Raw genomic sequence first — 13616 nt, 5'->3', positions numbered from 1 at the left:
TCCGCGCATGCCGCCCACCTCGCCGTTGCCGATCCACGATGCGCCCCTGCCCTACGTCGGACTGCTGGAGGAGCGCGCGCCGGAGAGCATCACCCTGGCGGTGATCCACTGCACCGAGCTGCCGGACCTGGCCAGCGCGCGCCTGTACGGCGAGCGCGTGCTGTATCCGTCAGGCACCGGCAACAGCGGCCATTTCTACATCGACCGCGACGGCAGCGTGCACCGCTACGTGCCGCTGCAGCGCGTCGCGCACCACGTGCGCGGCTACAACCGGCAGTCGCTGGGTATCGAACTGGTCAATCGCGGCCGTTATCCGCTGTGGCTGGATTCGCGCCACCAGGCGATGGCCGAGCCCTACCCGCCGGCGCAACTGCAGGCGCTGATCCGGCTGCTGCAGCAGCTGCGCGCGGAGTTGCCGCAACTGCGCCACATCGCCGGGCACGATGCGCTGGACCGCAGCCTGGAACCGGCCAGCGACGATCCGACGCGGCAGGTACAGCGCAAGCTGGATCCGGGGCCGCGCTTCCCGTGGCCGCAGGTGCTGGCGGCGGTGGCGCTGGCGCCGTATGCGCCACCGGCGTGATCGCGACCCGTCGCAGGAGCGGCTTCAGCCGCGACCGGGCGTCACCGATCGAATCGGGTCGCGGCTGATCCCGCAAAAGGGGACAAGAGCCGCTCCTACGAAATATCAGCGCGCGCCGACGTAGTTCTTCTCGCCGGCCGTCACCGCCACGTCCAGGCGATTGCCCACCGGCGCCAGCGCACACACCACGTGCGGGGTGAACGCGCACGGCGGGTTCTGCGCCAGGTTGAAATCCAGCACGATGCGGTCGCCCTGCGGCGGCGGCACGAACAGATAGCGGGCGCCGCCATAGCTCTCGCGGCCGCTGGTGCGGTCGGAGAACGGCAGGAACAGGCGCTGGCCGGCGCCGTCGCGCAGGACCTGCAGGCGATGGCGCCGCCCGTGCAGCACGAATTCGGCGCTGCCGACCAAGGCCAGCGGCTGCGGCGTGCCGATCGAGGTCAGCAGCACCATCGCCCGCGGCGCCGGCAGCGGATGCCAGTCGGCCACCACCCGCCACTGCGGATCGATCGGGAAATAGTCGATGCCGCGGAAGCGCGCGCGCGCCGGCGCCTGCGGATCGCGGAACCGCCAGCCGAACAGGTTGCCGGTGCGCACCACGTAGAACTCCTGCGCGCCCAGCATCAGGCGGGTCTGGGTGCCATGCGCCGTGTCGGTCTCCAGCCGGCCGCCGCGGAACGGCTGGCCGTTCACCTGCACCGTCGCGTCCGCCGCGGCCTGGAAATGCACGCCCTGCTGCGGATCCACCTGCAGCACGCCCAGATGCGCCGGGCCGGCCGGCAACTGCACGTCGTTGCCGGCGGCGCTGCCGACCTGGTGCACGCCGCCGTGCAGGCGGCCGGAGCCGGTGTAGCTCAACCAGCCCGACGGCGCGCGCAGCGTCGCCACGCGCTGCGCACGGCTGTGCAGCACCGCCTCACGATAGTGCGTGGCCGATTGCGCACGCGGCGAGGCATCGGCGCCATCGGTCGCCGCACGCCGGTCGCCGCAGGCAGCCAGGCCCAGCAGCATCGCCAGCCCGCAAGTCTCACGCCACCGCATGCGTCCGCCCCCTGTCGCCCACCATCGTGCCTGTCCGCCGTGTCGATGCCGCGCGCCTAGCCGGTGGCGCGCGGCCGCGCCGGATCGGCGATCCAGCCGCTCCAGGAGCCGGCATACACGCGCGCGCCGTGCAGGCCGGCATGCTCCAGCGCCAGCAGCAGATGGCAGGCGGTGACGCCGGAGCCGCACATCAGCACCACTTCGCGCGGATCGCGCCCCTGCAGCAGCGGTTGCAGCTCCGCGCGCAGTTCCTGCGCCGGGCGCAGGCGGCCGTCGCGCAGGTTCTGCGCCAGCGGCCGGTTGAGCGCGCCGGGGACGTGGCCGGGCAGCGGGTCGATCGGCTCCACTTCACCGCGAAAGCGTTCGCCGGCGCGCGCATCGAGCAGCCAGCCCGGCGCCTCGTGCAGGCGCGCGGCGACCTCCTCGGCCGAGACGATGCGCGCCGCGTCGAAGGTCTGCGGATACGGCGGCAACGGCGACGGCGCAGTGGCCGTGTCGGTTTCCGGCAGGCCGAGCCGGCGCCACTCGGCCAGGCCGCCGTCGAGCACGGCGACACGGCGATGGCCGAGCAGGCCCAGCATCCACCACAACCGCGCCGCGGCCATGCTGCCGTCGCCGGCGTCGTAGACCACCACCTGGTGCTGCGGGCCGATGCCCCACTGGCCCAGGGTGCGCGCGAACGCCGCGGCGTCCGGCAACGGATGCCGGCCCAGGCCGGGACGGCCGAGATCGGACAGATCGGTGTTCAGATCGGCGTAGACCGCGCCGGGCAGGTGCGACTGCAGATAGGCCTGGCGCGCCGCCGCCGCGGCGGCGGGGTCGAGCAGCGCCGCCGGCGCGAAGCGCGCATCCACCAGCCGCAGCGCGGGATCGCCGAGCGCGGCGGCCAACGCCGACGCCTCGACCAGGGTGTGCCATTCGAGAGACGCGGTGGTCATGCGGTTTGCTCCAGTCGGCGGCGCAGGTTGAGCAGGATCGCCGCGGTCGCGCCCCAGATCCGCTGGCCGGGCCAGCCGTACTCCAGCACGACCCGCGGGCGTCCGCGGTAATCGGTCTCGATGCTGCGCAGGTTGTCCGGCGCCATCAGGTAGGCCAGCGGCACCTCGAACACCTCCGCCACCTCGCCCGGATGCGGCTGCGGCACGAAGCGCGGATCGATCGCCGCGACCACCGGCATCACCCGGAAGCCGCTGATGGTGACGAACGGATCCAGGTAGCCCAGCGGCTCGGCCTGCGTCGCCGGCAACGCGATCTCTTCCTCGCTCTCGCGCAGCGCCGCAGCCACCGCGTCGGCGTCGCTGGCCTCGATGCGGCCGCCGGGAAAACTGACCTGGCCGCCGTGGTGGCGCAGGCTGTCGGTGCGCCGGGTCAGCAGCACGTGGGTGCCGTCGGCGCGCGGCACCAGGCCGGCCAGCACCGCGGCTTCCACCGGCGCGCCGTCCGGCAGCAGGTCCTGCAGTTCGTGGTGGTTCCAGCCCGGCCCCGCCGGCGGCCGCTGCAACGGGTACAGCGCGCGCAGCAGATGCGCGCGTTCGGCCAGACGCTGCGCCGGCGACGGCGACCAGCCGCGGCCCGGCAGCACCTCGTCCATGTAGCGGCGGCGTTCGGCGTCGCTCATGCCGCGCCAGCGTGCGATCTCGTCGCCGCTGCGCAGGCAGCCCACGCAATGGCCCTGCGCATCGAGACGGCAGACACCGATGCAGGGCGTGAGCGGGGCATGCGGAACGGGATCCATCGGATTCGACACCTTGCCAGCCTAGCGCGATTCGTCGGCGCCGTCGTGGCCCGCCCAAAAAAATTGCGCCGGCATCGCTGCCGGCGCAATCGTCGTGCACTGGAGCAGCGCGCTTACTTGACGCTGACCAGCTTGATCTCGAACTGCACCGCCACGTTCGGCGGGAACGGCGTACGCGGGTCGGCGCCGTAGGCCTTGTCCGGCGGCAGGGTCACTTCCCACTTGGAGCCGGCCGGCATCTGCAGCAGCGTGTCGCGCATGGCCTGCATCTCGACTTCGCTGACCTTGATCGCCGGGATCTGCTGCGCCGGGCGCGCCTGCGCCGGGCGCTGGCCGAACGGATACGGACCGGCCACTTCCAACTGCACCGTGCTGGCCTGGGTCGGCTTGGGGCCGGTACCGGCCTCGATCACGCGGTACTGCACGCCGCTGGGCAGCGTCTGCACGCCGGGCTTGGCCTTGTTCTGGGCCATGAACTGGTCGCTCTTGGTCTTGTTCTCGGCAGCGGCCTTCTCGTAGTCGGCCTTGGCCTGCTGGGCGCGGGCCTGCTCGCGCTTCTGGAACGCTTCCACCGCCGGCTTCAGCTGGTCGGCGCTGACCGCCGGCTGCTTCTTGGCGTAGGCGTCCTGCAAGCCCTTCACCACCGCATTGATATCGAGCTGCTCGCCGCGGCCGGTGAGTTCGGCAAGGTTGTTGCCGTAGTCGTAGCCGAAGTAATAGCTCAGCTTGCCCTTCTCGGACGAGGTGTCCTGGGCGAACGCATTGCCGCTCAGGGCGAGGGCCGCGACAGCGACCGCAATAGAACGCAACTTCATCAAACAATTCTCCAGGGTGGTGGCACAGGGCGGCCCGTGCCGCCTGAGATGACGCGTTAGGATAGCCGCCGCGACGCATAACCGCTACCGACGACGCTGCTCTGACTGCTGCGGCCCGCCCAGAGTTCCCATTACTTTTTTTTAACAACCAGGAATGCACATGTCCGGCACGCCGGTCCTCGCCGATACCCAGGGTGCGATCCGCATCCTCACCGTGAATCGAGCCGACAAGCTCAACGCCTTGAATCGCCAGGTATTGCAGGCGCTGGATGCGGCCTTCGCCACCGCCGCCGACGACCCGCAGATCCGCGTGGTGGTGCTGACCGGCGCCGGCGAGAAGGCCTTCGTGGCCGGCGCCGACATCGCCGAAATGAACGAACTGACACCGGTGCAGGGCCGCGACTTCTCGCAACTGGGCCAGCGCCTGATGCGCCGGATCGAGCGCATGCCCAAGCCGGTGCTGGCGATGGTCAACGGCTTCGCCCTCGGCGGCGGCCTGGAACTGGCGATGGCCTGCCACCTGCGCGTGGCCGCCGACGGCGCCCGCCTGGGCCAGCCGGAGATCAACCTCGGGCTGATCCCCGGCTTCGGCGGCACCCAGCGCCTGCTGCGGCTGGCCGGCCGCGCCGCGGCGCTGGAACTGTGCCTGCTCGGCGCGCCGATCGACGCGGCGCGCGCGTTGCAACTGGGCCTGGTCAACCGGGTGGTGGCCGCCGCCGAACTGCGCGCGACCACGCTGCAGCTGGCGCAGCAACTGGCCGAGGCCGCGCCGCTGGCGCTGCGCGGCATCCTCGACGCGATCCAGATCGGCGGCGAGAGCGCGATCGAACAGGGGCTGGAGTACGAGACCGCGCAGTTCGGCCTGCTGTTCTCCAGCGAGGACATGCGCGAAGGCACCCGCGCCTTCCTGGAGCGGCGCCGGCCGCACTTCCGCAACCGCTGAGCCCGCGCACGATGTCGCACGCCCCTACGCCCGCCACGCCGCTGCAGTTGCTGCGCTGGATCCTGGACGACGATCTGGACGCCGCGATCGACGGCGGCCTGATGGACTACCGCGGCGACGATCCCGGCGACGATCGCCTGGATCCGGCGCATCCGCAGCTGCGCGCGCAGTTGCGCGCCGCGCAGCAGCGCCTGCGCGAGGCCTGGGCCGCGCGGGCGCGCTACCGGGCGCGCGCCGCACGGCTGGAACGCCGCGCCGCGGCACGCCAGGCGCGCCGCGCCGGACCGGTGCCGGCCGCGGCGACAGCAACCGCGCCGAGCGCGCCGGCCCTGCCGGCGGCGGCCGCGGCGATCCTGGCCCGGGCCAAGGCCAAGGCCGCGCAGCGGGGTGGCCGATGAGCGCCACCGCCACCGCGCCAGCGCCAGCGCGGCGCGGACGCCTGCTGAGCAGGGACGAGATCCAGGAGCTGTTCTCGCGCCTGTCCGAACTCAATCCCAGCCCGACCACCGAGCTGGAGTACACCACCCCGTTCGAACTGCTGATCGCGGTGATCCTCTCGGCGCAGGCCACCGACGTCGGCGTCAACAAGGCCACCCGCCGCCTGTACCCGGTGGCGAACACCCCGGCCGCGATCCTGGCACTGGGCGAGGACGGGCTGAAGCGCTACATCTCCACCATCGGCCTGTTCAACGCCAAGGCCAAGAACGTCATCGCCACTTGCCGGATCCTGGTCGAGCAGCACGGCGGCGAGGTGCCGCATTCGCGCGCCGCGCTGGAGGCGCTGCCCGGGGTCGGCCGCAAGACCGCCAACGTGGTGCTCAACACCGCCTTCGGCGAACCGACCATGGCGGTGGACACGCACATCTTCCGCGTCGCCAACCGCACCGGGCTGGCGCCGGGCAAGGACGTGCGCGCGGTCGAGGATTCCCTGCTCAAGCGGGTGCCGGCGCAGTTCCTGCACGATGCCCACCACTGGCTGATCCTGCACGGCCGCTACGTGTGCAAGGCACGCAAGCCCGACTGTCCGCAGTGCGCGATCCGCGACCTGTGCCGGTACAAGGACAAGACGCCGGGCTGAGCGGCGCAGTCGCAGGCAGGCGCGCGCGTCATTGCCTGCACCACAGCCTTGAGCGCCGGTTGGTGCGGGACTGGGGACATCGGCTCCGGCAACCAGCGCGGCACGCGAGGTCCGCCGCTCCGCTCGTCGCGACTGAAGTCGCTCCCACAATGGCGTTCCGCAAGCCGGAACCTGCTGTTGTGGGAGGGGGGCTTCAGCCCCGACAGCAGCTAACACCCGGAGCCTATCGCTGCGCTCGTCGCGGTTGAAACCGCTCCTACAGTGCTTCCCAAGCCGTCGCCTGCGGCATTGCAGGAGCGGCTTCAGCCACGACAATCTCCGTCGCCGACATCGCCTGCCGCGCTCGCCACGGTCGAAACCGCTAGCGGAACGCCGCCTGATTGCACTGTAGGAGCGGCTTCAGCCGCGACAGTTTCCGTCGCTAGACGGCCTCGCCTGCCCGCATCGCGGTTGAAACCGCTCCTACAGGATGTTGTCGACTGGCCAGGCGGAAGCACTGCCGGCCACACCACAGACTACGCCGCACGTTGCCCTTCCACGCGCCGGTCCAGTTCCTTCCAGTCCACCACCAGAGCGCAGCCGCGGGCCGCGGCGTTGCGGCTCCAGTCGCGCAGCAGCTCCAGGCACGCGTGGTCGACGTGGCGCAGCCGCGCCACGTCCAGGTGCAGCTCGGTGTTGGGCGGCAGCCGCTCCAGGGTTCGCGCCATCGTCGGCACGCGCAGGAACGTGGCCGAGCCCTCCAGCGACAGGCGCAGCTTGCCGGCACCGGCGCCGGCACCGTCTTCGTGCGCATGCACCCCGACCGTCAGCCGCGACTGCTGCAGCGCCAGCCGCAGCAGCGACAACGCAAAGCCGATCAGCACGCCGGTCAGCAGGTCGGTGGCGACGATGGCGAAGGTGGTCGCCAGGTAGATCGCGGCGGTGCCGCGGCCGTAGGCGGCCAGTTCGCGCACCTGCCCGAACTTGACCATCTTCAGCCCGGTATAGACCAGGATGCCGGCCAGGCACGCCACCGGCGTCATCCGCAGCAGCCACGGCAGCAGCAACGCGAACACCAGCAGCCACGCCGCGTGCAGCATGGTGGACACGCGCGTCGCCGCGCCGGCCTGCACGTTGGCCGCACTGCGCACGATCACCCCGGTCATCGGCAACGCGCCGAGCAAACCGCACAGCATGTTGCCCACGCCCTGCGCGGCCAGTTCGCGGTCGTACTGGGTGCGCGGGCCCTGGTGCATGCGGTCCACCGCCGCCGCCGACAGCAAGGTCTCGGCGCTGGCGATGAAGGCGAAGGTGAACGCCGACAGCAGCAGCGTGGCGTCGAACACGCCGAGCATGTCGTCCAGGCTCGGCACCCGGACCGCCGAGAGCAGGTTGGCCGGCACGTCGACCTTGCGCACGTCCAATGCCTGCACCTGCACCAGCGCGGTCATCGCCACCACCGCCAGCAGCGCGCCGGGCACGAAACGCAAGCGCTGCGGACGCAGCCGCTCCCACGCCAGCATGATCGCGATGGTGCCCAGGCCGACCAGCAAGGCGGCGCGGCCCACGCCGGCGTCCAGCGCGCGCCACAGCGCCGCCGGCAACGCGGCGAAGTTCTCCAGGCCGCGGGCCTTCGGCGCCGCATCCAGCAACACGTGCGACTGCGAGGCGACGATCAGGATGCCGATGCCCGAGAGCATGCCGGCGACCACCGCCGGCGAGGTCATGCGGAACCACACGCCGGCCCGGCACACTCCGGCCACCAGTTGGATCACGCCGGCCAGCAGGATCACCGGCCCCAGCGCCGCCACGCCATGCGCGCGGACCAGTTCGAACACCAGCACCGCCAATCCCGCGGCCGGGCCGCTGACCTGCAGCGGCGAGCCGGCGATCAGCCCGACCACCAGGCCGCCGACGATGCCGGTGATCAACCCGGCGGCCGGCGGCATGCCCGAGGCGATCGCGATCCCCATGCACAGCGGCAACGCGACCAGGAAGACCACCACCGAGGCCAGCAGGTCGCGGCCGAAGGCGCCGCCGCGCAGGTAACGGGCCAGCGCGGAGGCGCCGGCCGGAGCGTGCTCTGTCATGGTGTGCATGGGCGGCTCCTCAGACGGCGACGTTGCGCAGGGCCGGGGCCAGGCGCGGCCGCGGCGTGGCATCGGGCGGACGCCGCCCGGCTTCCGGCAGCAGCGGCAGGAAACGCCCCTGCTCGACATCGAAGGCGCGGATCTCGCCATGGCCGATGTCGTAGATCCAGCCGTGCAGACGCAGCGTGCCGCGCGCCAGCCGCGCCGCCACCACCGGCTGCGTGCGCAGGTGGTCCAGCTGCGCCACCACGTTCTCCTCGGTCAGGCAGTGCAACGCGTCCTCGCCATGCGCGGCATGGCCGTGCTGCGCGGCGACGTGGCGTGCGCTGTCGGTGTGCTTGAGCCAGGCGGCCACGGTCGGCACGTCCTGCAGCGCGGCGGGATTGAGCACCGCCTTCATCGCGCCGCAATCGGTATGGCCGCAGATCACGATGTGCTCGACCTGCAGCACCGCCACCGCGTACTCGATCGCCGCGACCACGCCGCTGACGTGCTGCGAGTACGGCGGGACCACGTTGCCGATGTTGCGGTAGACGAACAGCTCGCCGGGCTGGGCGGCGAACATCAGTTCCGGCATCACCCGCGAATCGGCGCAGGTGATGAACAGCGTGTGCGGGGTCTGGCCGGCGGCGAGTTGCCGGAACAGTCCACGCTGGCGCGGATAGACCTCGTTGCGGAAGTGGCGGAAACCGTCGAGCAGACGTTGCATGGGGGGATCTCCAGGCACGGGGGGACAGAGGCCGCACCGCATTCGGTACGACGCAGACGCAAGCAGCAGCACAGCAGGATCGGCATCGCCAGCGGCGATGCGGGGCGTCAGGCGACGGCGGGAGGACGCAGCGCGGGGCGCCGATAGCCGCGGCAAGGCGCGGCCGCCGGCACCGGCAAGACAGGCCGGATCAGGGGCAGCGGCGGAAACAGCGCGGGCGCGACCGCGAGCGGCACGTCGTGCGGGTCTGCATCGGCGGCTGGCGCTTCCAGCTCGGGCGGGTCGAGGTCGATGTCAGCGTCGACTTCGCTGGCGCAGGCGCTCGCGCACAGCGCCACCGGTGCCGCCGCCGCGACCGATCCTGCACGGATCGTGGACAGCGCCAGCAACGCGGACAACACCAGCATGGACAGGCGAGCGAGCATGCCTCGACAGTAGGAAGGCGCCTCGGCGATGACAAGTGCTGCGCCGCACAATTTGCCGCATCGTCCACCGCTGTCGACGCGAACCGTGAAGGCCACCCCGAGCACTGTCGCGTCGCGTGTGCCTGCGTGATCGCGACGCAAAAAAGAAGGCGACGCAGTGCGTCGCCTTCGGGTACAGCGTGCGCGGTGGCGCCGATCAGAACGACAGGTCGCCCCAGACGCCGAATTCCTTGGTCTCCACGTCGGTCTTGGCGCTGGCGTTCTCCTGGTGCGTGTACTTGTACACGGTGGCCAGCTTCAGGTTCTTCAACACCGGGAACTCGACGCCGACGTTCCAGTACTTGTCGTTGAGGGTCGGGTCGATGGTCTTGCTCAGGTCGGTCTTGTCGTAGCGGGCGAAGGCGTTGATGCCGCCGTCGGTCAGCGCCACGCTGCCCCACACCGACCAGCCGCTGGACTTGTCGCTCGCCGCGGTCAGCACGTTGTTGAGGTTCTTGGCCTGGAAGTACTCGCCGCCCAGGCGGAAGTTGGAGTCGGCGTAGGCGACCATCGCGTCGGCGCGGGTGTAGTCGTGCTGCGCGTCGAGGATGTCGGTTTCCTTGCCCAGCTTGCCCGAGTAGGCGCCGACGGCGATGGCCAGGTTCTGCATCGGCATGTAGGCGACGCGGCCTTCCACGTCCATGCCCTTGCCGCGGGTCGGGTTCTTGTAGCCGGCGCCGTTGACCACCGACATCGCGTAGTTGACCTGCGAACCCAGGTCGCCGAAGGCATGCAGGCCCCAGTCGGAGGAGTTGGCGTACTTCAGGCGGTCGGTCAGGGTGTTCTCGACGTAGCGGTAGCCGTAGAACTTCTCGACGAACGGCACCCACGGCATGTCGGCGGCACCGATGCGCAGCGCGAAGGCGTCGTCGAACTTGCCCTGCACGTAGGCCTTCTTGACGAACAGCTGGGTGTTGGACAGCGCCGAGCTGTACTGGAAGTCGGTGGTCAGGTTGGCCGACCAGATCTCGTTGAAGCTGTGGTCGACGGTCAGGTAGAAACGCTTGACGTCCAGGCCGGTGCCGCTGGCGGCGGTCTTGGCGCCGCCGCTGGTGCGGTCGATGTTGGTCAGGTCGAAGAACATGCGGCCGCCGATCTTGTTGTCGTTGACCAGCTTGGCGAGCTTGTCGACCTTGGCGGCGCTGGCCTGCGCCGATTCGGTCGCCTGGGCCTGCACGACATTCACTTCCGACTGCGCGTCGGACTGCGCCTGCAAGGCCTCCGACTGCGCCTGCAGCTGCTGGACCTGGGTCTGCAGCGCTTCGATCTGCGCCTGCAGCTGTTGCAGCTGGGCAGCGCTGACGGCGGGCGGGTTGCTGCTGGCCTTGGCCTTCGCCGCGAACGCCTGCGGCGCCGACGCCAGGCCGAGGCTGGCGAGGATCGCCGTGGCGAGAAGATGAGAACGCATTGGGATGTCTCCGATGGGTGGTGGCAGGGTGGTATGGGTGCGGTGCGGCCCCAGTGCGATGGCCCGACCATTTGTAAAGATTCCGTCAAAGACATGACGTTTTTGAGTCAGCTTCGTGTCGGAACGAAGGCATCCCCGCCCGGCCTGGTTGTCACCGGACTGACATCCGGTTTTCTTCAGACGTTCATGAAAAAGTCTTGGAATGCAGCCGATGCCGGCAGGGGTGCCGACATCCCACCTATTTCAGGAGTTCTCCCGATGCGTTCCCTCAAGCTCCGACTGCTGGCAGCCGCCGCGGTCGCTTCGTTTTCGCTCGCGGCGCAAGCCACCGATGTCACTGGCGCAGGCTCCAGCTTCGTCTATCCGGTGCTGTCGAAGTGGTCGGCTGCCTATGCCGAGAAAAGCGGCAACCGCGTCAACTACCAGTCGATCGGTTCCGGCGGCGGCATCGCGCAGATCCAGGCGGCCACGGTCGATTTCGGCGCCTCCGACAAGCCGCTGAGCGGCGCGGAGCTGGACAAGTTCGGCCTGGGCCAGTTCCCGGTCGTGATCGGCGGCATCGTGCCGGTGTTCAACGTGGCGGGCGTGGCCCCGGGCGCGATGAAGCTCGACGGCACCACGCTGGCCAACATCTTCCTCGGCAAGATCAGCAAGTGGAACGACCCGGCGATCGCCGCGCTGAACCCGGGCCTGGCCCTGCCCGACCTGAAGATCACCATCGTGCACCGCTCCGACGGCTCGGGCACCAGCTTCAACTTCACCAACTACCTGTCCAAGGTCAGCCCGGAGTGGAAGAGCAAGGTCGGCGAAGGCACCGCCGTGCAGTGGCCGGCCGGCATCGGCGGCAAGGGCAACGAAGGCGTGGCCGCCTACGTCAAGCAGATCCGCGGTGGCATCGGCTACGTCGAGTACGCCTACGCGCTGCAGAACAAGCTCAGCTACGCCGGCATGAAGAACGCCGCCGGCCGTTTCGTGATGCCCGACGACAAGACCTTCTCCGCCGCCGCCGCCACCGCGGACTGGAAGTCGGCCAAGGACTTCAACCTGATCATGACCAACGCCCCGGGCCAGGACGCGTGGCCGATCACCGCCACCACCTGGGCCATCATGTACAAGAAGGCCAAGAAGCCGGTGTCGTCGAAGGCCGCGCTGGACTTCTTCAAGTGGTCGTTCGAGCAGGGCCAGGCGCAGGCCAAGGCGCTGGACTATGTGCCGCTGCCGGAGCCGCTGGTCAAGCAGATCGAAGCCTACTGGGCGCAGAACATGAAGTAAGCCGGCGTCCCGCCCGTGCCGGCGCACTCGCCCGGCACAGCGCGACACCCGCAGGCGCGGACCGCAGGGTCCGCGTCTTTTTTGTCCCCGATCGCGGGGCCTTGCCGGTCCGCCATCGGCACCCCCCAGCCGCATGGCATACGCCTGCGGAATGGCGCGCCCAGCGCATCCCGTGATGGCGTCCGCCAACCACCTCGCAAGTCATCTGGCTGTAACAAAAATATCATTTCATAGCGAGCATCCGCCGGATGTCCCGGCGCTCTTCGCTACGGAGTGACCCCATGAAACTGCAGCCGGCACGCATTGCCGTCCTGTCCCTCGCCCTGGCCTTCGCCGTCACCGCCTGCCAGCCCGGCAACGGCGACAAGCAGGGCGCCGCCGACGCGGCAGGCGGGACGCCCGCTGCTGCCCCGGCCGCTGGCGCCAAGACCACGGCGGAGATTTCCGGCGCCGGTGCCTCCTTCATCTATCCGCTGATCTCCAAGTGGTCGGCCGACTACAACGCGGCCACCGGCAACAAGATCAACTACCAGTCGATCGGCTCCGGCGGCGGCATCGCCCAGATCAAGGCCGGCACGGTCGATTTCGGCTCCTCCGACAAGCCGCTGGACAGCGCCGAACTGGCCGCGGCCGGCCTGGGCCAGTTCCCCTCGGCGATTGGGGGGGTGGTGCCGGTGGTCAACCTCGACGGCATGGACGCGGGCAAGCTGCGGCTGACCGGCCCGGTGCTGGCCGACATCTTCCTGGGCAAGATCAGCAAGTGGAACGACCCGGCGCTGACCGCGCTGAACCCGGGCGTGACCCTGCCCGACACCAAGATCAACCTGGTGCACCGCTCCGACGGCTCGGGCACCAGCTTCAACTTCACCAACTACCTGTCCAAGGTCAGCCCGGAGTGGAAGGGCAAGGTCGGCGAAGGCACCTCGGTGCAGTGGCCGGGCGGCGTCGGCGGCAAGGGCAACGAAGGCGTGGCCTCGTACGTGCAGCAGATCAAGGGCGCGATCGGCTACGTCGAACTGGCCTACGCGCTGCAGAACAAGATGCCGTACGCGTCGATGCAGAACGCCGCCGGCAACTGGGTGCAGCCCAACGCCGAGAGCTTCGCCGCGGCCGCCCAGTCGGCCGACTGGGCCAACGCCAAGGACTTCAACCTGGTCATCACCAACGCCACGGGCGCGCAGGCGTGGCCGATCACCGCCACCAACTTCATGCTGATGCACAAGCAGGCCAAGGACCCGGCGCGCAGCAAGGCGACCCTGGACTTCTTCAAGTGGGCCTTCGAGAAGGGCCAGCCGCAGGCCGACGCCCTGCACTACGTACCGCTGCCGCCGGCGCTGGTGCAGCAGATCGAAGCGTACTGGGCCAAGGAGTTCAAGTAAGCGCGACACCGCTTCCGCCCTTGTCGGCGGAAGCACGCGCGCGGACGCGTGAGGCGTCGCGCGCGCGCCGGCACCGGCGCTGCACCGTGCAGCGCCGGTCGCCGTCACGGCATCACGTAC

General features: G+C 70.1%; 14 protein-coding genes. 6 read left to right on the top strand and 8 right to left on the bottom strand.

What is annotated here, in order from left to right; all coding sequences use genetic code 11:
* Nucleotides 1–7: 7 nt before the first annotated feature.
* Complete coding sequence (locus tag AC1PME_RS07655) at nt 8–583, top strand: N-acetylmuramoyl-L-alanine amidase (RefSeq protein WP_481097779.1); 576 nt, start codon at nt 8–10, stop codon at nt 581–583.
* A 105-nt stretch (nt 584–688) separates the two neighbouring features.
* On the opposite strand, the gene AC1PME_RS07650 is transcribed toward AC1PME_RS07655, so the two are convergent.
* The 4 genes from AC1PME_RS07650 to AC1PME_RS07635 all read right to left on the bottom strand — a co-directional run bounded on the left by AC1PME_RS07650 (nt 689) and on the right by AC1PME_RS07635 (nt 4174).
* Nucleotides 689–1624: a DUF1684 domain-containing protein gene (locus AC1PME_RS07650; protein ID WP_481097778.1), complete on the bottom strand. Its 936-nt coding sequence runs from the start codon at nt 1622–1624 to the stop codon at nt 689–691.
* Between the two features lie 56 nt (nt 1625–1680).
* Entirely contained in the window at nt 1681–2562 is an 882-nt protein-coding gene (locus tag AC1PME_RS07645) for a sulfurtransferase (RefSeq protein WP_481097777.1), read from the bottom strand.
* Nucleotides 2559–3359, bottom strand: a complete 801-nt coding sequence (locus tag AC1PME_RS07640) for an NUDIX hydrolase (RefSeq protein WP_481097776.1) — start codon at nt 3357–3359, stop codon at nt 2559–2561. The genes AC1PME_RS07645 and AC1PME_RS07640 overlap by 4 nt, the downstream gene beginning before the upstream one ends.
* Before the next feature lie 113 nt (nt 3360–3472).
* Nucleotides 3473–4174, bottom strand: coding sequence for an FKBP-type peptidyl-prolyl cis-trans isomerase N-terminal domain-containing protein (locus AC1PME_RS07635; protein WP_254461017.1), 702 nt, complete (start codon nt 4172–4174; stop codon nt 3473–3475).
* Nucleotides 4175–4334: 160 nt separating this feature from the next.
* Here AC1PME_RS07635 and AC1PME_RS07630 point away from each other — a divergent pair, with 160 nt between their 5' ends.
* Genes AC1PME_RS07630 through nth form a run of 3 tightly spaced genes read left to right on the top strand, consistent with a single transcriptional unit; the run spans nt 4335 to nt 6195 of the window.
* A complete protein-coding gene (locus AC1PME_RS07630) occupies nt 4335–5117 on the top strand; it encodes an enoyl-CoA hydratase/isomerase family protein (protein ID WP_481097775.1) in 783 nt (260 codons plus the stop codon).
* Between the two features lie 11 nt (nt 5118–5128).
* Nucleotides 5129–5515: a hypothetical protein gene (locus AC1PME_RS07625; RefSeq protein WP_307549647.1), complete on the top strand. Its 387-nt coding sequence runs from the start codon at nt 5129–5131 to the stop codon at nt 5513–5515.
* The gene (gene nth / locus AC1PME_RS07620) at nt 5512–6195 is read left to right on the top strand and encodes an endonuclease III (protein ID WP_307549645.1); all 684 of its coding nucleotides are present in this window, start codon (nt 5512–5514) and stop codon (nt 6193–6195) included. The genes AC1PME_RS07625 and nth overlap by 4 nt, the downstream gene beginning before the upstream one ends.
* Nucleotides 6196–6710: 515 nt before the next feature.
* Here nth and AC1PME_RS07615 read toward each other — a convergent pair.
* The 4 genes from AC1PME_RS07615 to AC1PME_RS07600 form a co-directional block, all read right to left on the bottom strand.
* Nucleotides 6711–8273 (bottom strand): SulP family inorganic anion transporter, encoded by a 1563-nt coding sequence (locus tag AC1PME_RS07615; RefSeq protein WP_481097774.1) that lies wholly within the window; start codon nt 8271–8273, stop codon nt 6711–6713.
* 10 nt (nt 8274–8283) lie between these two features.
* Nucleotides 8284–8973 carry a carbonic anhydrase gene (locus AC1PME_RS07610; protein WP_254461013.1) on the bottom strand — a complete coding sequence of 230 codons (690 nt, stop codon included), beginning with the start codon at nt 8971–8973 and terminating at the stop codon, nt 8284–8286.
* 107 nt (nt 8974–9080) lie between these two features.
* Nucleotides 9081–9398, bottom strand: a complete 318-nt coding sequence (locus tag AC1PME_RS07605; protein WP_481097773.1) for a hypothetical protein — start codon at nt 9396–9398, stop codon at nt 9081–9083.
* Nucleotides 9399–9594: 196 nt separating this feature from the next.
* On the bottom strand, nt 9595–10845 hold the full coding sequence (locus AC1PME_RS07600) for a porin (RefSeq protein WP_254461011.1): 1251 nt from the start codon (nt 10843–10845) through the stop codon (nt 9595–9597).
* A gap of 258 nt (nt 10846–11103) precedes the next feature.
* Between AC1PME_RS07600 and pstS (AC1PME_RS07595) the strand changes: the two genes are divergently transcribed.
* Together pstS (AC1PME_RS07595) and pstS (AC1PME_RS07590) are read left to right on the top strand one after the other, a co-directional pair.
* The gene (gene pstS, locus AC1PME_RS07595; protein ID WP_254461010.1) at nt 11104–12117 is read left to right on the top strand and encodes a phosphate ABC transporter substrate-binding protein PstS; all 1014 of its coding nucleotides are present in this window, start codon (nt 11104–11106) and stop codon (nt 12115–12117) included.
* A 281-nt stretch (nt 12118–12398) separates the two neighbouring features.
* Entirely contained in the window at nt 12399–13496 is a 1098-nt protein-coding gene (gene pstS / locus AC1PME_RS07590) for a phosphate ABC transporter substrate-binding protein PstS (RefSeq protein ID WP_254461009.1), read from the top strand.
* Nucleotides 13497–13616: the final 120 nt, after the last annotated feature.

It is taken from the genome of Xanthomonas sp. NCPPB 901 (assembly GCF_056725085.1).
Note: the sequence above shows the minus strand (reverse complement) of the source record. Positions and strands in the feature narration are given on the sequence as shown.

Excerpts from the sequence above, each read along its gene's own strand:
- AC1PME_RS07655 (WP_481097779.1), top strand. The coding sequence starts at position 8 with ATGCCGCCCACCTCGCCGTTGCCGATCCACGATGCGCCCCTGCCCTAC.
- AC1PME_RS07650 (WP_481097778.1), bottom strand. The coding sequence starts at position 1,624 with ATGCGGTGGCGTGAGACTTGCGGGCTGGCGATGCTGCTGGGCCTGGCT.
- AC1PME_RS07645 (WP_481097777.1), bottom strand. The coding sequence starts at position 2,562 with ATGACCACCGCGTCTCTCGAATGGCACACCCTGGTCGAGGCGTCGGCG.
- AC1PME_RS07640 (WP_481097776.1), bottom strand. The coding sequence starts at position 3,359 with ATGGATCCCGTTCCGCATGCCCCGCTCACGCCCTGCATCGGTGTCTGC.
- AC1PME_RS07635 (WP_254461017.1), bottom strand. The coding sequence starts at position 4,174 with ATGAAGTTGCGTTCTATTGCGGTCGCTGTCGCGGCCCTCGCCCTGAGC.
- AC1PME_RS07630 (WP_481097775.1), top strand. The coding sequence starts at position 4,335 with ATGTCCGGCACGCCGGTCCTCGCCGATACCCAGGGTGCGATCCGCATC.
- AC1PME_RS07625 (WP_307549647.1), top strand. The coding sequence starts at position 5,129 with ATGTCGCACGCCCCTACGCCCGCCACGCCGCTGCAGTTGCTGCGCTGG.
- nth (WP_307549645.1), top strand. The coding sequence starts at position 5,512 with ATGAGCGCCACCGCCACCGCGCCAGCGCCAGCGCGGCGCGGACGCCTG.
- AC1PME_RS07615 (WP_481097774.1), bottom strand. The coding sequence starts at position 8,273 with ATGCACACCATGACAGAGCACGCTCCGGCCGGCGCCTCCGCGCTGGCC.
- AC1PME_RS07610 (WP_254461013.1), bottom strand. The coding sequence starts at position 8,973 with ATGCAACGTCTGCTCGACGGTTTCCGCCACTTCCGCAACGAGGTCTAT.
- AC1PME_RS07605 (WP_481097773.1), bottom strand. The coding sequence starts at position 9,398 with ATGCTCGCTCGCCTGTCCATGCTGGTGTTGTCCGCGTTGCTGGCGCTG.
- AC1PME_RS07600 (WP_254461011.1), bottom strand. The coding sequence starts at position 10,845 with ATGCGTTCTCATCTTCTCGCCACGGCGATCCTCGCCAGCCTCGGCCTG.
- pstS (WP_254461010.1), top strand. The coding sequence starts at position 11,104 with ATGCGTTCCCTCAAGCTCCGACTGCTGGCAGCCGCCGCGGTCGCTTCG.
- pstS (WP_254461009.1), top strand. The coding sequence starts at position 12,399 with ATGAAACTGCAGCCGGCACGCATTGCCGTCCTGTCCCTCGCCCTGGCC.